Source organism: Chryseobacterium sp. DT-167, from assembly GCF_058310155.1.
Genome location: NZ_JBZEEQ010000019.1, coordinates 40,269 through 58,267 on the forward strand (window position 1 = coordinate 40,269; position 17,999 = coordinate 58,267).

Genomic DNA, 17,999 nt, shown 5'->3' on the forward strand with positions numbered 1-17,999 from the left:
TAAAAAATCATTTTCGCTTTTCGTGATATTATAAATTTGTGTTAATAAGAATTGTATGATATGAGTAAAACTTTACCAGAACTGCAAATGAAGGAAAATTGGATATTCCAGTTTTTAATTTCCACTAAATACAGAATTTACAGACATCTTTTGTTGATTGTTTTCAGTATTCTCGTTTTATCTCAGAGTAATCCTGAATATGCAGAGCCAACAGAAACTTATAACCGGTTGATTATTTTTTTTCAGGTGTTGTTGCTTGCTTATGTCAATATGTATTTTTGGGTGCCCCAATTTCTTTTTAAAAATAAATATGCGATTTACGGATTTTGTGTATTCTTATATATTATTTTTTGGACGGTTACCCACAGATTGGCGGCTCATTTTTTTAAGCAGGATCTATTACCAAACGAAAAAGACAGTATCAATTTCCTTTCGATATCATTTATTGTCATAGTACTTAGTATTGCGTCTTCGGCTGTAAAATTATTTCAGCAGTGGATTTTGGATGCCCAACTGATCAGCGAATTAGAAAAATCTAAAACCTCTGCCGAACTGGAACAGCTGAAAAACCAGATCAATCCGCATTTTCTTTTTAATATGCTTAATAATGTGAATGTTTTAACCAAAACAAATCCAGAAATGGCATCACAGGTTTTGATGAAATTGAGTGATTTGCTTAGGTACCAATTATATGACAGTGCCAGAGACAAAGTTTTTCTTACTTCTGATATTCATTTTTTAGAAGATTTTCTGAATCTTGAGAAAGTGAGAAGAGATAATTTTGATTTTACGATTTCGAAAAAAGGCGATCTGAATGGCGTGCAGATACCTCCATTGTTGTTTATTTCATTTGTTGAAAACGCAGTGAAGCACAACAACGATTCTTCAAAACCATCGTATGTAAACCTGTATTTTGAGGTACAGAATAACGAACTTTTTTTTATATGTGAAAATTCTAAACCGGAAAAAAAGGCAGTTTCAGAAGTGGGTGGTTTAGGATTAATAAATATTCAAAGGAGGCTTAAACTATTGTTTCCATTAAATAATTCGTTGAAAATAACAGAGAGTACAGAAAAATTTAATGTTTACTTATCCATCAAATTATGAAATGCATCATCGTTAATGACAATTTTACTACGAAAAATAATCTTGAAGAATTAATTCTAAAATCACGAAATTTGGTTTTGACAGGCTCTTTCGAAAGTACAGAAATTGCATCTCAGTTTATAGCCTATTACCCAGTCGATTTGCTATTTATTGATATTCATACAGATGATAAAAACAGCATTCGCTTCATCAAAAGCATTCCGGAAAATATTTATGTAGTGTATGTTTCGTGTAATGCTGTAAAAAATAATACATTTGACCTGTTAAATGGGTTGAATCACAGCATAGTTGCAGCTCAGGCTTACGCTGAAGCTCCTACGAAAACTGAAAACTATTTCGTTATATAAAATTCTAAAAAATGAACTGTATCATAGTAGATGACGAACCTTTGGCGAGAGAAGCCATCCAAATGCTGATCGATCAAACCGAAAGTTTGGTTTCGATTGGTTCGTTCAACAGTCCCGAAGCCGCAATGAAGTTTCTGGAAACAAATGCGGTAAATTTAATCTTTCTCGATATCCAAATGCCGGGAATCAACGGAATTGATTTTGCTAAAACCATCCCGAGAGAAACTTTCGTAATCTTTACAACTGCATTTTCAGAATTTGCTATTGACAGCTATGAAGTAAATGCAATAGATTATCTTATAAAACCTGTAAAATTAGATCGATTTCAGAAAGCAGTGGAAAAAGCTCAATCTTATTTTACATTACTAAATACCAGTCATTCCGGTAATAAAATTGAGAATATCACTTCGGATTATTTTTTTGTAAAAGCCGAACGTAAGATTTTTAAAATTTATTTTAATGATATTCTGTTTATAGAAGGATTAAAAGATTATGTTGTAATGCACACCGAAAATCAAAAAATCATCACCGCAATGAACATCAAAACAATCTATGATGGTTTGCCCAAAAATATATTTGTAAGGGTGAGTAAATCGTATATTATTAACTCAAAGCATATTGTTTCTGTTGATAACAACACAGTGTATATTGGTGAAAATGAAATTCCGATAGGTGCTATTTACAGAGATTTTTTCTTTGACGAATTTATTACAAACAAAATATGGAGCAGATAGTTTGGCCCGATGATCATTGTTCTGGTTTATTGAATGCATTTCTATAAACTATAAAAAAGCTCTGATGAAAGCAAAAGTTTAAAGGGTGAGTAGTATTTTCTCTTTCTTAGAAAAAAGGTATTGAAACCAGATACGTTACATAAAAGAGTATTGTTTTTTTCTATTATAATAAAAGGACTGTATATCCAGCTATTTAATTATATAATTTTGCTTTTCTTAAAAAAAACAATGAAGCGGATCTTTACTTTATTACTTCTTGGATTATTCAATTATTTTTTTTCGCAGGAAACTGATAGTATGAAAATATACAGTTATGCAGAAAAAGATACAATGACTGTGGTAATAAAAAACAGTATTGGAAGACAGTTGGTCATAGATGGTAGACAGATCATCAATAATATGATGCACAGTTACACAAGTCCGTTCTCCTGGCGAAAAGATAATTGGATTGATGTCGGTGGAGTAGTGTTGGGAACGGTATTAGTCTACTCAATAGACAATGATACAAGTCGTTACTTTACAGAGCACAGAGAAAAAGTACCTAGCGTTGTTAGAAAGTTTGGAGACTATTTTGGAGGACCACAGAATAATTATGGTATTACAAGTGTACTTTATTTAACAGGGCTTTTTACAAAAAACGACAAAATAAGAAATACGGGAGTATTGATGATATCATCTGCTACCACTGCAGGATTGATTCAGACTTTATCTAAAACACTGGTAGGACGAGCACGACCGGGAGCAGGTAAAGGAAAATTTTATTTCAAGCCTTTCAGCGGTCAGCCTGACTATAGATCGTTTCCGTCAGGACATACCGTATTAGTATCTACCACAATGTTTTCACTTGCCAAACAGTTTTCTAATCCCTGGATTAAAGCAGGAATTTACACTGTAGGTATCATAACCCCATTATCAAGAGTATGGGACGGTGCACATTTTTTTTCTGACGTATTCCTGAGTACAGTACTCAGTTATTTTATTGTTGACGGTACATATCGGTACATGCAGAAATATAATTATCGAAAAAAACAAAAGAAAATTTCATGGAGGTTGAATGCGTCTCCCAACATGCTTGGATTGAACGGCACCTTTTGAGGTGTTTGAGAAATGATGAATTACAATTTCCAGAATGCTAAATCAATTTAAAATATAAGCAGGGAAACAGTCAGTTGAAATCTTTTATAAATTAGACATCAAAGTAATTATATCTTGACTCAAAATAAAATATTTTTTTAGAAACAAACTTAATATTGTAGTAATTGAAGTATCTCAAAGACAGATTACATGGATTGGTTATATTTCATCTGGAAATTACATTACATCAAGATTTACTATATTTAATAATTAAAAAATAGCAGATGGACAATACTGTGAATGGAGAAATTACAATACGTAAAATAAGAAAAAGCGATAATCCTGAACTTGCAAAGCTTATCAGAATTACTTTTGAAGAATTTGGAATTCCGAAAGAAGGTACCGTATATACAGATCCAACAACAGATGATCTGTTTTCACTTTTTAACAAGGTAGATGCGGTTTATTGGGTTGCTGAGGAAAATGGCATACCAGTCGGAGGATGTGGTATTTATCCGACGGACGGTTTGCCGGAGGGATATGCCGAATTGGTGAAATTCTATCTTTCCGCTAATTCGAGAGGAAAAGGTATTGGCAAATTATTAATGCACAGAGCTATTGAAAGTGCCATAGATCTAGGATACTACAGACTATACCTTGAAAGTTTCCCGGAACTAAAAAAAGCTGTATCTCTATATGAGAAATTCGGATTTGTCGAAATTAATAACAGTCTGGGAAATTCAGGACATCACGCATGTACCATTTGGATGGAAATGGATCTAAACGAGTATTTGGACAAGGGACAAAAACAAATTTCCGATCAGAGTTTTTTCAGATCAGGATGGATAAACGGGCAACGAAACTAGCCTCGTTTTTGCAACAAGACCTTTGTTTAATTAAAACTATTGCAGATAAATACTAAGCAAGTAATTAACAACTTTGAAAAGCACTGACAGTTTCATTGGAATGTCTTAACAGAGAAGATACAACTAACTCTACAGAAGTGAGTTCGGTTCAGATCCTGTCATTTTCTGCTGAAAAGTAAGCACTATAAACTCCGCTGGATGCACTATTGCGACTTTTACAACTACAGTCATAATACCATTTAATATATCACCTGCAGTCATGGTGCTACCCAGACCACAACTTACGCTAAAAGCATCGGCAGGCGTTGCACCGATTAATCCTCCCTGTTTCCAGATAGAAGTCAGGAAGCTTCCGATGATCGATTTCACGGCTTCCCAGGTATTTTTATCGTTAGGCTGAAATGTATATGGCTGGATGGCAAGCTTGCAGGATTGTTCCAGGAAAGTCATTGTTCTACGCACCGTAATATATCTCCAATCCTGGCTGTTGCCATCCAGAGTCCGCGCGCCCCAAACTAAAATACCTAAACCATTAAAAAGTCGTATAGCATTAATTGATTTGCCTGAAACGGCATCTATATTCAAATTTTCTTGCTGGCTTGTCGATAAATTAATAGGAAGAGATGATGCCCCGACTATACTTGTATTTGCCGGTGCCTGCCATGGTCCCACCTGATTATCAGTAGAGGCAATTACGCCTGCCATTGCACCACTTGGTGGTAAGATATTGGCAACTGCTAAAACTCTGCTAATAATTTCGGCATAAGTTTTACTGGCATTTAGCAAAGCATTATGATATTGACTTACGGTTAAAGGTGTGCCTGAAGGATTGGCAATATCGGCTAAAATTTGTGCGGCTGTAACATTTGGACTATTTTGGGGATTTAAAAACGGTTCCAATTGTTTTGTATCTCCACCAAATAGATTGGTATAATCTATATCAGCAGTTTGCATGATAGTTGTTCCTATAAAAGGATAATAGACTGCCCCATAGCTCAATCCTATGGTACCGGTATTATTTCTAAAAGTCTGAAGGTCTTGCGTATATAAAACAGGATCAGGATTTCTGCCGCCAATTATATCAAACAAGCCAATGGCAGTCTGCATCTGTGAACACTGCAATAACATAGCTTGCATTAAGGTACCGTTATCTCCCACAGAAAGTAGGGTTGCTTCCGGACAAATATACATGGTGGGTTCCTGTTCATTGAGTAGCAACTCCAGACCAGCTTTTAAATCTGATAATTTCACGTTAGGGTTTACCAATACTGCTCCAGCCAGAGAAGGAGTTTTAGATGGTGCTCCGTAAGTACCGACAGAAACGATGTAAGCATCGCTGCCACCATTCTCATAAAACATTTTAACGCTGTTATAAAGATAGTAAATCGTATTTGGATCAGGGAGAATAGAATAGTAATTGCCATTAATAATGATATAATCTCCATTAGCTGGTTGAGCTTTTTGCTGCACCAGATAATATTCAGGGCTATATTGTTTCACTGGGCTTGCCGGTGCCGGTGGATCAGGATAACCGTAAAAAGAAAGGAAATCTGAAAATGAGCTGATCTTTTGAGGAACGTTATGAAAAGATTTTCCTTCATAAATAGCCTGTGGAGTATAACCGATAAATGCAGGAACAGCAGTTGCAACCGGTACTACCGAATTAGGAAAAGCATTGATTTCATTAATATAAACGCCCGGTGACTGGATATTGGATAAATTCATGAGATTTTTATTTGGAGTGATTGTTGATGTTGTGATCATAATTGAATCATCAATTAATTGATCTTTGATTTTAAGAGATATATTGATTAGTTTGACCTAAGTACTTCAGTTAAGGTATATTATACCTAATTTTAAATTTTATTAATATCTTAAGTTGTAAAGTCTGACCAGGGTCGTAGAATCAGTTGGGCTATCTATAATTCTCGGATGTAAATTTTTTATTTCTTGCTGAGTGAGATTTTCCGGAGCAGGATGGATGTATAATACCATTTTGTTTAGTTTGAGAGGTTAATTATTAGTTTTTATACTGCAATTTAGTAAATAGTTTAAAATTAATCATCAAATAATTTAGTTTAAAATTAATCATCAAATAATTAAGATTACTCAATATGGCTTTTTCATTTTACAACAGGCAATTTTTGACAAGGAAAGCTGTAAAACACGACATCATCACCGCTTAGACAAACTTTAAACAGCTGTTTTGAAGAAGGGAAAATTACAGTGCCACCATCTTCCGTAGTGAGGTACGTCACTGTCGCTTTGAAATGGGGTCTTTTTCCAATTTTTAATTTAAATTGAAAAATTAAATATACCTTGAACCGCTTTTAGGGATAATAATATTTCAAGCTTTATCAATTTGTCTTCTCTTTCTTTTAAGGTGAAAGAAAAACGATTTACTTATATTTGCCTGCAAAGCAAATTCAAATGTTCAAAAAAGTAATCATTGTATTTATCCTTGGCTTTTATTCGGTTTTTTGTTCGGCCCAACAGGTTCGGCCCTCAAAATCATCTGAAATTTATCGTGACCTCAAAACACTTAAACACCTACCTAAAGTTTTATACCTTGCGGCTCACCCCGATGATGAAAATACAGGATTACTGTCCTGGTTAATCAACGACCAAAATGTAGAAACGGGTTATTTGTCTTTAACCAGAGGTGATGGTGGTCAGAATTTATTAGGCACAGAACAAGGTGCTGCATTGGGTTTAATCAGAACGCATGAGCTTTTGGAGGCAAGAAAGTTGGATGGCGCGCAACAGTTTTTTACCCGGGCGATTGATTTTGGGTTCTCTAAAAATACGACCGACACCTTTAAACAATGGAATGAAGACACCATTATCGCTGATGTCGTTTGGGTCATCCGTAAATTCCGTCCTGATGTGATCATCTGTCGTTTTCCTCCTACTGCTGCGGCTGGTCACGGGCAACATGCGGCTTCGGCTGTGGTTGCTGAAAAAGCTTTTAAATTGGCAGGCGATAAAAATGCTTTCCCAAATCAACTGAAATATGTTAATGTATGGCAGCCAAAACGTTTATTATGGAATACGTTCCGCTTTGGTGCGGTCAATACAACTGCCGAAAATCAACTGAAAATTACGGTTGGGCAATATGATGCGCAGTTGGGAATGGGCTATGGTGAACTGGCAGGATTAAGCAGAAGTTTGCATAAAAGCCAGGGTGCAGGAACACAGTCTGTAGCAGGGATCAAAACTGAATATTTTAGTCATGTTGCCGGTGAGCCTGCAAAAACAACACTTTTTGACGGCGTACTTAAAACCTGGACGGCAAAAGGTAACGCTGATATTGACCAGTCATTAGATAAAATCATTTCTGCTTTCAATTTTAATAAACCTGACCTGAGCTTGCCTGCTTTGCTTGCTTTACGAAAAAAGGTGATGGCGCTCAATGATTCAGACCTGAAAAAGGATAAACTTAAATCTCTTGACAATATCATTTTAAGTTGTGCCGGATTTATGGGTGAAGTAGTAACCAATCAGGCTGAAGCTGTTGCCGGAGATAACTACAATTTTAGGTTAAATCTGATTTCAAGAGCTGAAAATCCTGTTATTTTAGAAAATGTAAAATGGCTGAGCCAGTCAGAAAGCTTTACCAGAAAATTATCAAAAGATTCTTTAATCACGATTGAACATAACATTCAGATTCCTGCTGATGCAGCACTCACAGAACCTTACTGGTTGGCAAAATCTCCCGCGAATCCAGCAACTTTCTCTGTTCCAAATGATACTTTAATCGGTTTGCCCGAGGCAGAATCACCACTGAATGTTTTGCTTGATTTAAAAATAGGTTCTGAGAAATTTCAGGTTAAACTTCCTTTGTCTTTCAAGAAATTAGACCCGGTGCGTGGTGATGTGGTGGAAGCCCTGCGCATTGTTCCTGCTTTGGAACTGAAGTTTACACAACCGCTTTATCTTGTCAAGGAAAACGAAGATTTACATTTGAGTTTAAATGTTAAGGTTAATTCCAACAAGCAGTACGGTAAAGGTATTCTAAACCTGATGTATAACGGAGAACGTTTAGGCACCGCTGATATAAATTCAATAAATGGTAAAGATTTCACCATCGATTACACTATTCCAAAAAATAAGCTTGCTTCGATAAATTCATCTCGTTTGCAATTGGATGCCAATTTTGTTGCAGACGGAGTCACTTACAATAAAAAACAAATATTAATTCAATATCCGCATTTACCTTCCTTACAATATTTTGCACCTGCAACGGTAGCTGTAATGAAAGGTGATATCCAGACGAAGGTTAAAAAAGTAGGTTATGTACAAGGTGCGGGCGATTTCATTCCTGAGTTCCTAAGAATTGCAGGTATTCAGGTAGACGTGTTAAAAGATGATGATTTTTATGGAAACTTAAATGAGTCTGGAAACGGCGGTCAAAACAAACTGTCACAGTATGATGCCATTGTTCTTGGTGTTCGAGCCAATAACACAGAGAAAAAGTTGGGTCGTTGGATGCCTTTTTTATGGTCTTATGTAAAAGCCGGAGGTAATTTGATGATGCAGTATAATACCAACCAAGATACAACTGTTGACCAATTGGGAATGTACAATTTCAGTATTGCCAATAAGCGCGTTACCGAAGAAAATGCTGAGGTTAAATTTTTAAATCCAAATCACAAACTCCTGAATTTTCCAAACAAAATTACGGCGAATGATTTTAATGGATGGGTTCAGGAACGTGGTGCTTATTTCCCGGACAAATGGGATTCTAATTATGAACCACTTTTTGAAATGCACGATACGGGTGAAGAGCCTCTTCAAGGATCAACTTTATATGCCAAATATGGGAAGGGTAATTTTATTTATACTCCTTTGTCATTTTTCAGACAGTTACCTGCGGGGAATGTTGGAGCGGCACGTTTATTTTTAAACTTTTTATCTGCACAGAAAAACTGATGAACAAGCAACTTAAAAATTGGAATACCTGGTACATACTATTAGCAGCTGCATTAGTAGTTCAGATCGCATTTTATTATTTGTTTACTAAATTCTGGGCATGAGCAATATAGATTGGACAGTTCTTATTTTTACATTGGTTGCAGTAGTGGTTTACGGCGTATTCATCGGTCGTGGTCAAAAAAGCAACGAATCCTACCTGAAAGCAGATAATAAAATGCCCTGGTACATTGTTTTGATAGGGATTATGGCTACGCAGGCAAGTGCCATTACATTTCTTTCAGCACCGGGACAGGCGTATACAGACGGAATGCGTTTCGTTCAGTATTACTTTGGTCTGCCTTTGGCGATGATTGTAATTTGTATTACTTTCATCCCTATTTTTCAGCGATTGAATGTTTACACCGCTTATGAATATTTAGAAAACCGTTTTGATAAAAAAACAAGGGTACTCACGTCTCTGCTTTTTCTTTTTTCGAGAGGCTTATCAACAGGAATCAGCATCTACGCTCCGAGTATCATCTTATCAAGCGTTTTAAATTGGAATATTTATTTAACCAATGTTTTAACGGGTGGAATTCTGTTGATTTATACCTATGTTGGCGGAGCAAAAGCGATCGCGCATACCCAAAAATTACAGTTTCTCATTATTCTGGGAACCATGGCTTTTGCAGGTTATTTGCTTATTCAGAATATGCCGAATGGAATTGGTTTCAACGATGCACTTTATCTGGCAGGGAAATCCGGAAAGCTCAATGTAATCACCACAGAATTCGACTGGAAAGATAAATACAATATCTGGAGCGGTCTAATTGGAGGTTTTTTTCTGGCATTGTCTTACTTTGGTACTGACCAGAGTCAGGTCGGGAGATACATCACTGCGAAAGATAACACCAATGCAAAAATGGGCTTGCTGTTGAACGGATTGGTTAAAATTCCGATGCAGTTTGCGATTCTCCTGATTGGGGCTTTGCTTTTCGCTTTCTTTTCCCTAAAACCGGCTCCGATTTATTTTAACGAACGCTCTTATCAATATTTAAAAGAAACACAACCTGAACAGGCTGCGGTTTTTGAAAAAGAGCATCAGAATTTGCAAATAAAATTTAATGCAGAATCGAAAGAAATTCTACAATTGAAAGAAACTCATTCTCCCCAACTTCAAAAAACAATTCAGGATTTTAAAAACACACAAACCCAGGTAAAAGCCCTTCACGGAAGGTTAGAAGAGGCAATCAATCAATCAAATTACAACGCGGAGAAAACAGATACGAATTATATTTTTCTGTATTTCGTAAAAAATACCTTGCCTGTAGGGATGATCGGTTTACTGTTTGCCGTCATTTTTCTGGCCAGCTGGGGTTCAATTTCCGCAGCGCTGAATTCCCTTGCCGCCTGCTCATTAAAAGATGTTCATTTGATATTTAAAAAAGAAATTCCAGATGATGCAACCGAATTGAAATACAGTCGCTTGCATACTTTAGCCTGGGGTATTTTCTCAATTGGTGTAGCTATGTTTGCCACCCAGATGGGTTCCCTTATTGAAGCGGTTAATGTATTGGGTTCTCTTTTCTACGGTCCGATATTGGGGATTTTTCTTGTTGCCTTTTACTATAAAAAAATCGATGGGAAGAATGTATTTATTTCTGCAATCTTATCAGAAATTGCGGTTATTGCCGTTTATCAGTTCGATATTGTTTCTTTCCTTTGGCTTAATGTAATCGGAGCTGCAGCAGTCATTATATTTTCTGCAATCGGGTTATTGTTTTATAAGCCGAAAGCAGTAAATTCGTAAACGAACAACAACAAACAAAGATATTATGAAAACAATGATTAAATCTGCTACCATGGTTTTGGCTGCAATGACGATTTCAGTAAATGCATTTGCTCAGGACACTAAAAAGCCTGCGAGCCCTCCAGCTACTGCTACGGGAAAAATTAAAGATGCAAATATTACAATCGCTTACAGCAGTCCTTCTGTAAAAGGACGTACCATCTGGGGTGGTCTGGAGGCTTATAATAAAGTTTGGCGTGCAGGAGCCAATGAAGCAACTACTTTTGAAACCGATAAAGACATTACCGTTCAGGGTAAAAAGCTTCCTGCAGGTAAATACAGCTTTTTCTTAATCCCTAAAGAATCCGGAACCTGGACTGCAATTTTTAACAAAGAGCCAAAACAGTGGGGCGCATATAAATACGAAGAAGCTAAGGATGCTTTACGTGTTGATGTAAAAACAAAAGCTTTACCAGCAACACAGGAAACGTTGGTTTATAAAATAAACAATAATGGATTCACAATGGATTGGGATAAAATCTCAGTTCCTGTAGAAATAAAATAAATTTAAACATTAGAAATTAAAATCCCGTTAATTCGGGATTTTTTGTTTAAAATGATTGTGTATTAAAGATGGCTATTGTAAATTTTCAGTGATATAAAAGATCATTTCATACTATGAATTTCGGATACTTTTATTAATATTTTTTGATAATTATATAATTCAAGAAAAAGTAAAATAAAATGTCACTGGCATCGGTACAGGCTCCACCTGATCCGGATAATGAAAAGGATCTGATGTAAGCATTTTCAATGGAACAAACCATTGAAAATGCTTTTTGGGGTTTCAGAGCATGAATTCTTATTCGAGATTGATGTTTTTGAAATAAACATCATTTATCTCCACGGTATGATATATGACAATTATACATCAGTTGGTAAACTCTTGTATCTTTAAAATGACGTCATCTATATCAAATGGTTTGGAAATAAAAGCATCGGCATTACATGCATTTGTAACATTATCAGCCTTAGCATGTGCGCTTATGATAATAATGGGAATCGCTGAGGTCTCAGAATCCGATTTTAATTGATTGCAGATATCAGTTCCTGATCCGTCAGGAAGCATAACATCTAAGATAAAAAGGTCGGGGACAATTGCTTTGTTTCTGTTGTTAAATGCAGCAACATTCGAGAACGAGCGGACATCATAATTTTCAAATGACAGGAGCAACTGAAGTGCATCTCTGATGCCTGTCTCATCTTCTACAATAAAAATAGTTTTCATAATACGCTTCGTTTCAAAAATGAAGCCAATGTTAGTGGAACTTATTATAAAAAACAGAAAGAATTGCGTATACATCATTCATGTCTGCTGCTTCTCGTATAACATTTATCTTCAGTCGTCTGTCGTATGATTGTTTTTTTTGACGTCGCTGTATCACGAACCGGTTATTTTATTTGCTTATAAAGCGATCAGTCATTTATTAGTAGAGCCTGAAAACAATGCTTAATGAACTGCATCTGTGAACATTATTACTTATATTTTGATCTGGTTTTTCATCATATTTACGGGTAACTTAAGTCCTTCCACCTTCATGTATTATTTCTTCGTAACGTCAGTTACAATAATTTATTTATACTACTATTTGTCTAGAAATAACACCAATCTTAAATATTTCTACGATCATCTGATTACTGAAATTCCTCCGTCCACGGTTAACTCTGTTGCCTGAATATAAGAGGCTTCGGATGATGACTAATCGAAGAAAGATTAAGGAGAAATATCTCTTTTGCTTCGTTCGACCATTGTAAAATTAATTCTTTGGAACCCATTTCATTTGCTGTTGTCAATGTTACAAAAATATTAACAAAAAAAGTAAGAAAAACAAAATGTAAGCGATTGGATGTTTTTTTAGGGAAAGCTTGAGAATAAAACTTCATTGATTCTCTTTGAAACAATAATTTTTTATATAAATATTTTATTTCATTTATTTGATAATCAGAACTTTGAATTCAATATTAAATTTTATTAATTTTTATTTGTTCAATTAAAAGAAAGAATGTACTATTGTAATGCTTCTAAATGAATCAATGAATTTATTCATGATTTATATTCCACAATTCAAATTAATTTGGAAAATACAAAGCGAATTTCATCAATAATAATAACGGAATTGTCTTAAGTGAAAAGTGAATGTGGTTTGGAATTTTAATGAAAAAAGCTCTTTAAAAAGGAATGCTGTAAAAACTAAATAAAATTAAAATATATAACTTGAAATGAGAAAACCTTTAATTAGAATTTCAGCTCTTAGCCTGATACTTTCTTTTGCCACAGCTTTAGGGCAGGAAAAGACAGACAGTCTTGCAGTAAAAACAGCTATCAATGCAGCTGCGAAAAATGAAGAAGGCGTAAAAACCGTGACCACATCTTCAAAAGAAGACAATAACAGAAATGTAATGTTGAATGCAGCCAACAACACGAGTCCAAGAGATGTGAATATTGGTTTACCATCAACAGTCGGTGGAATTACCATTCTTGAAAATGATTTGCCTGCCGTGTATTTTTTCTGGCCGGAACTTCCCAACAAAACCTGGAGACAAAGTGTAGGCTTGGAGAAAACCGGATTGTTGAAAATGGATCAGTTAGCAAACACAATGGGCGACCTTGGTTTTGCAGTAAATTCTTATTCTCAAACGGGAACCAAAGATTTTAAATTAAAAGGGAAATTCACAACCAGTACTTTCGGTTGGCTGCAAGGAGATGTAAACGCTTCCGGACCGATTTCCAAAAACGGCTGGACGTACACCGTTGGTGCTTTTGCCAACTTCGACCCGAGTACTTACAAACTTGGTTTCACCAGAAATGTAGATGAAACGAAGATTTTCAGAGCAGGTGTTACCAAATATTTCAATGATGATAAAGGAAAAATTTCGATTCAATACAAATATGCAGATTCTTACAGCATCACCAATTATGCTGTTTTCCAATACGGACCCGAAGGTAAAGTAACCGAACTCGACAATTTTAGAATCGGTAGAGATTCTTATGTTGTCAGAGACGGACAAATCAAGATGAAAGACATACTTTCCGGAAATACCTATTGGGCAAATATGGATGGAAATGACAGTAGAAATACATCTCACAACATCGATATCTTCGGTAATTATTTGCTAAACAACGGCTGGAATTTCAAGTTTTCGACGAGAGCACACTTTGCAACGGCAAAGTCTTCCAACATTATTCCTTTAAGTATTTTCAATGCTACTGCGGCTTCAGGTTACACGATTGCCTCAACAGGTCAGGCTTACACGGGAGCGGTTGGAACCCAGCTGGCAATGCATACGCCTTCAACTCCGATTACCAACATTGCAGGACGTTTTTCATTAAATAAACAATTGGGAAATCATAATGTAACGGTTGGTGTTCTAGAACAATATTACAACATCGATAAATTTACTTCCAACAGGTCTTTCTTCTTCCAGACTGTTGAGCCGCAACCTCAAAGATTGATTGGTCCAACGACAGATGCAGATGGTTTCTATAACTACAATGCAGGAGGAGAATTCCACAGCGGAACCGAAAATAAGCTTTCAGTGTACGGAACAGACGAGTGGAAAGTTTCAGATAATTTCAACTTGAGCTACGGTTTACATTTAAGAAATCACATCATTGATGGTGAATATTCTTTGACTCCGAGAACAGTTGGTTTCAATTTCACAGACCCAAGTCAATTTAACAGTATCAATCAAAGTTTTTTCCAGATTGCAGGAAGTTTAAATGCAACGTACAACATCAGCAAAAACTTCGGTGTTATCGCAAATTTCCTTTATACCGAGGAAAATAGAAGACTGGAAAGTTATTCTCAGGCTTTTGAACCGAATACCAACAAAATAAAAAGTCCTTTAGGAGCTTTGGGAGTTTTCTGGAATACAGATTATATCCAGTTGATTTCTCAGGCAACGTATCTTAAAAAGAACAATAACTTAAATAGATACAATTTAGTAAACCCCGCCAATACAACTCAGGCTCAAAATGTTACGGTTTATTATGATATTCAGACGATTGGTTGGACAACCGATTTTGTGTTAAAACCTTTCAAAGGATTTAATCTGCATTATTTGTTGACTTTCCAAAATCCTGTATACAAGAAATTTAATTTCAATGCTTTCGGAACAGCTTACGATTACAACGACAACAATGTGTTAGGAGTTGCTAAAGTGTTGATGGAAATCGACCCAAGTTATACGATTGACAAATGGAGATTTTGGGCAAGTTTCAGATATTTCTCAAAACAATATGCTAACCTTACCAACGCCCTATACTTCGCTCCAAGATGGGAAACTTTTGGGGGAGTAAGTTATACGGTGAACAAAAACATCAACCTTGGCGCAACAGTTATCAACTTCCTGAACCAAAGAGGAGCAAGCGGAACCATCAACGGTGCTGAACTGATTACCGATGCAAGTCCATACTAGGAAAATTGTTGACAGGAACTTACATTATGCCATTGACAGGTCAGTTTTCTGTAAGCTTTAATTTCTAAAATTTAAAACAATGAAAAGAACATTTTTAAATGTTGCAGCCTTATTTTTAGGAATAACAGCATTTTCGCAAAACATTCAGATTGTAACCAATACCAAAGGTCCGGTTTTGGGATATTCTGCAGATTCAGGCGTGAAAATTCTGACAGTTGGCGGAAATAAATTTAAAGATTTAAATAAAAACGGAAAGCTTGACAAGTACGAAGACTGGAGACTTCCGGTTGACGAAAGAGCCAAAGATTTAGCTTCAAAAATGTCCATTGAGCAGATTGCAGGATTGATGTTGTACAGTGGTCATCAATCAGTTCCGGCTCCTGCAGAAGGTTTCAGAGCAGGAAAATATAATGGAATGTTTTATAAAGAAAGCGGTGCAAAAGCTTTTGATTTAACAGACCAACAAAAGAAATTCCTTAAAGAAGATAACCTTCGCCACGTTTTGGTAACAACGGTAGAATCTCCGGAAATTGCTGCAAAGTGGAGCAATAATATTCAGGCTTATATCGAAGGTTTAGGATTGGGAATTCCTGCGAATAACAGTACAGACCCGAGACATTCGGCAACCGTAACAGCAGAATTTAATGAAGGAGCTGGCGGACAGATTTCATTGTGGCCGGACGGTTTGGCAATGGGCGCGACGTTTGACCCGGAATTGGTTAAAAAATTCGGAAACATTGCCGCTCAGGAATACAGAGCGTTAGGAATTTCAACGGCTTTATCTCCGCAAATCGATTTGGGAACGGAACCTCGCTGGTACAGAATCGCTTACGTTTTCAGCGAAAGTCCAGAACTCACAGCAGATATGGCAAGAGGTTACATCGACGGTTTCCAAACCACCATTGGAACTAAAAACGGCTGGGGAAACAAAAGCGTCAATGCAATGGTAAAACACTGGCCGGGAGGCGGACCGGAAGAAGGCGGTCGCGACGGTCATTGGGCGATGGGAAAATACGCAGTTTATCCGGGAAATAATTTCCAGAACCACGTAAAACCTTTTACTGAAGGTGCTTTCAAATTAAATGGCGGAACCAAAGAAGCTTCTGCGGTAATGCCTTATTACACCATCAGTTTCAACCAGGATACGAAAAACGGAGAAAACGTAGGAAACGGTTATAGCAAATACTTAATCACCGATTTACTCCGTGGAAAATACAAATACGACGGCGTAGTTTGCACCGATTGGCTAATCACCGCAGACGAACCAAAATCTCCGGGAGGATTTGCCGGAAAACCTTGGGGCGCTGAGAAATTATCCATCGCAGAACGTCATTACAAAGTTTTGGAAGCGGGAGTTGACCAATTCGGAGGAAACAACGACAAAGCTCCTGTTTTGGAAGCCTATCAAATGGGGGTAAAAGAGCACAGCGAAAAAGCGTATCGTGCAAAATTTGAGCAGTCAGCGGTTCGTTTACTGAGGAATTTCTTCAGAACCGGATTGTTTGAAAACCCTTACGTTAACGTTGAAGAAACCAAGAAAATCGTTGGAAATCCTGAATTTATGAAAGCAGGTTACGAAGCTCAGGTAAAATCCATCGTACTGTTGAAAAATAAAGCCAATATTCTCCCGATAAAAGAAAAAAAAACAGCTTACATTCCGAAGAGATATTCTCCGGCAACGTTCAACTGGTGGGGAATTTACACCGCGCCATCTTTGGAATATCCTGTCGATATCGAAAAAGTGAAGAAGCATTTTAATGTGACAGACGACCCGGCAAAGGCAGATTTTGCTTTGGTTTTCGTGAAAAGCCCGCACAGTGAAGAAGGCGGTTACAGTGACACCGATGCGAAAGAAGGCGGAAACGGTTATGTTCCGATTTCTCTTCAATACCAAACGTACACCGCAACAGAAGCCCGTGAAAAAAGTATTGCAGCGGGAGACCCTGTTGTTGCACCGAATGTACACGACAGAACGTTCAAAAACAAAACTTCTACAGCGACCAATTTCACAGATTTGTTAGCGATAGAAAATGCTTATAAAGCAATGAACGGAAAGCCTGTAATCGTTTCTATCACCGCTTCCAAGCCGATGATTTTCAATGAATTTGAAAAACACGCCGATGCAATTCTGATGAATTTCAACGTATCAAATCAAGCAGTTGTGGATATTGTGACCGGAAAATACGAACCTTCAGGATTGCTTCCTTTACAAATGCCTGCGAATATGGCGACGGTTGAAAAGCAGAAAGAAGACGTGCCTTACGATATGGAAACGCACAAAGATTCCGAAGGTCACAACTACGATTTCGGGTACGGAATGAACTGGTCTGGCGTGATTAAAGATGCCAGAACTCAAAAATATCATAAGTAATAGTTCATCTTAAATAGGTTAATTGATGTCTTGAGACCGGGCATTATGTTCGGTCTCATTTCTTTCAAAATAATATTTTGGGCAGCTATTTCCGCCTTCCGTTCCCGCTTTTTTTGTCATTGCGAAGAAACTGAGTCAATAAATTGAACTATTCAGCAATCGCAATAACAAAAAGAGCTCCACTCAAGTCGGGCTGCGTGCAATTCGATGTTAAAATTATTAAGATAAAATCAACGGCATTTTTGTCATCCTATGTTTGCAAAACAATAAATTTAATTAATAATAAAGAGAAGTTAGGGTAAAGAAAAAAGCTACAGA

Annotated in this window: 12 protein-coding genes; 10 read left to right on the plus strand and 2 right to left on the minus strand. The window is 36.6% G+C overall.

Going from position 1 to position 17,999, the window contains the following annotated elements; translation table 11 throughout:
* The first annotated feature begins 60 nt into the window (after positions 1-60).
* From AC4FQ5_RS18975 to AC4FQ5_RS18995, 5 genes are all read left to right on the plus strand, one after another.
* A complete protein-coding gene (locus tag AC4FQ5_RS18975) occupies positions 61-1,107 on the plus strand; it encodes a sensor histidine kinase (protein ID WP_491145914.1) in 1,047 nt (348 codons plus the stop codon).
* Positions 1,104-1,454, plus strand: coding sequence for a hypothetical protein (locus tag AC4FQ5_RS18980; protein WP_491145916.1), 351 nt, complete (start codon positions 1,104-1,106; stop codon positions 1,452-1,454). The genes AC4FQ5_RS18975 and AC4FQ5_RS18980 overlap by 4 nt, the downstream gene beginning before the upstream one ends.
* An 11-nt stretch (positions 1,455-1,465) precedes the next feature.
* Entirely contained in the window at positions 1,466-2,188 is a 723-nt protein-coding gene (locus AC4FQ5_RS18985) for a LytR/AlgR family response regulator transcription factor (protein WP_491145917.1), read from the plus strand.
* Between the two features lie 297 nt (positions 2,189-2,485).
* A complete protein-coding gene (locus AC4FQ5_RS18990) occupies positions 2,486-3,283 on the plus strand; it encodes a phosphatase PAP2 family protein (RefSeq protein WP_491145919.1) in 798 nt (265 codons plus the stop codon).
* Positions 3,284-3,546: 263 nt separating this feature from the next.
* Positions 3,547-4,128: a GNAT family N-acetyltransferase gene (locus AC4FQ5_RS18995; RefSeq protein WP_491145921.1), complete on the plus strand. Its 582-nt coding sequence runs from the start codon at positions 3,547-3,549 to the stop codon at positions 4,126-4,128.
* Between the two features lie 129 nt (positions 4,129-4,257).
* On the opposite strand, the gene AC4FQ5_RS19000 is transcribed toward AC4FQ5_RS18995, so the two are convergent.
* Positions 4,258-5,892, minus strand: a complete 1,635-nt coding sequence (locus AC4FQ5_RS19000) for a phage tail sheath family protein (protein ID WP_491145923.1) — start codon at positions 5,890-5,892, stop codon at positions 4,258-4,260.
* Positions 5,893-6,558: 666 nt separating this feature from the next.
* Here AC4FQ5_RS19000 and AC4FQ5_RS19005 point away from each other — a divergent pair.
* From AC4FQ5_RS19005 to AC4FQ5_RS19015, 3 genes are all read left to right on the plus strand, one after another.
* Positions 6,559-9,060, plus strand: a complete 2,502-nt coding sequence (locus AC4FQ5_RS19005) for a PIG-L family deacetylase (protein WP_491145925.1) — start codon at positions 6,559-6,561, stop codon at positions 9,058-9,060.
* A gap of 100 nt (positions 9,061-9,160) precedes the next feature.
* On the plus strand, positions 9,161-10,852 hold the full coding sequence (locus tag AC4FQ5_RS19010; protein WP_491145927.1) for a sodium:solute symporter family protein: 1,692 nt from the start codon (positions 9,161-9,163) through the stop codon (positions 10,850-10,852).
* A 25-nt stretch (positions 10,853-10,877) separates the two neighbouring features.
* Positions 10,878-11,396 (plus strand): DUF2911 domain-containing protein, encoded by a 519-nt coding sequence (locus tag AC4FQ5_RS19015; RefSeq protein WP_491145928.1) that lies wholly within the window; start codon positions 10,878-10,880, stop codon positions 11,394-11,396.
* A gap of 366 nt (positions 11,397-11,762) precedes the next feature.
* Here the strand turns inward: AC4FQ5_RS19015 and AC4FQ5_RS19020 are convergent, their stop codons facing one another.
* Positions 11,763-12,119, minus strand: coding sequence for a response regulator transcription factor (locus AC4FQ5_RS19020; RefSeq protein ID WP_491145930.1), 357 nt, complete (start codon positions 12,117-12,119; stop codon positions 11,763-11,765).
* Between the two features lie 992 nt (positions 12,120-13,111).
* Between AC4FQ5_RS19020 and AC4FQ5_RS19025 the strand changes: the two genes are divergently transcribed.
* A complete protein-coding gene (locus AC4FQ5_RS19025) occupies positions 13,112-15,310 on the plus strand; it encodes a TonB-dependent receptor (RefSeq protein ID WP_491145932.1) in 2,199 nt (732 codons plus the stop codon).
* A 79-nt stretch (positions 15,311-15,389) separates the two neighbouring features.
* Positions 15,390-17,681, plus strand: coding sequence for a glycoside hydrolase family 3 protein (locus AC4FQ5_RS19030; RefSeq protein WP_491145934.1), 2,292 nt, complete (start codon positions 15,390-15,392; stop codon positions 17,679-17,681).
* The last annotated feature ends 318 nt before the right edge of the window (positions 17,682-17,999 follow it).

Bases quoted from the DNA above. Each gene is read 5' to 3' on its own strand.
- AC4FQ5_RS19010 (WP_491145927.1), top strand. From the start codon at position 9,161: ATGAGCAATATAGATTGGACAGTTCTTATTTTTACATTGGTTGCAGTA.
- AC4FQ5_RS18990 (WP_491145919.1), top strand. From the start codon at position 2,486: ATGAAAATATACAGTTATGCAGAAAAAGATACAATGACTGTGGTAATA.
- AC4FQ5_RS18995 (WP_491145921.1), top strand. From the start codon at position 3,547: ATGGACAATACTGTGAATGGAGAAATTACAATACGTAAAATAAGAAAA.
- AC4FQ5_RS19025 (WP_491145932.1), top strand. From the start codon at position 13,112: ATGAGAAAACCTTTAATTAGAATTTCAGCTCTTAGCCTGATACTTTCT.
- AC4FQ5_RS18980 (WP_491145916.1), top strand. From the start codon at position 1,104: ATGAAATGCATCATCGTTAATGACAATTTTACTACGAAAAATAATCTT.
- AC4FQ5_RS19005 (WP_491145925.1), top strand. From the start codon at position 6,559: ATGTTCAAAAAAGTAATCATTGTATTTATCCTTGGCTTTTATTCGGTT.
- AC4FQ5_RS18985 (WP_491145917.1), top strand. From the start codon at position 1,466: ATGAACTGTATCATAGTAGATGACGAACCTTTGGCGAGAGAAGCCATC.
- AC4FQ5_RS18975 (WP_491145914.1), top strand. From the start codon at position 61: ATGAGTAAAACTTTACCAGAACTGCAAATGAAGGAAAATTGGATATTC.
- AC4FQ5_RS19015 (WP_491145928.1), top strand. From the start codon at position 10,878: ATGAAAACAATGATTAAATCTGCTACCATGGTTTTGGCTGCAATGACG.
- AC4FQ5_RS19000 (WP_491145923.1), bottom strand. From the start codon at position 5,892: ATGATCACAACATCAACAATCACTCCAAATAAAAATCTCATGAATTTA.
- AC4FQ5_RS19020 (WP_491145930.1), bottom strand. From the start codon at position 12,119: ATGAAAACTATTTTTATTGTAGAAGATGAGACAGGCATCAGAGATGCA.
- AC4FQ5_RS19030 (WP_491145934.1), top strand. From the start codon at position 15,390: ATGAAAAGAACATTTTTAAATGTTGCAGCCTTATTTTTAGGAATAACA.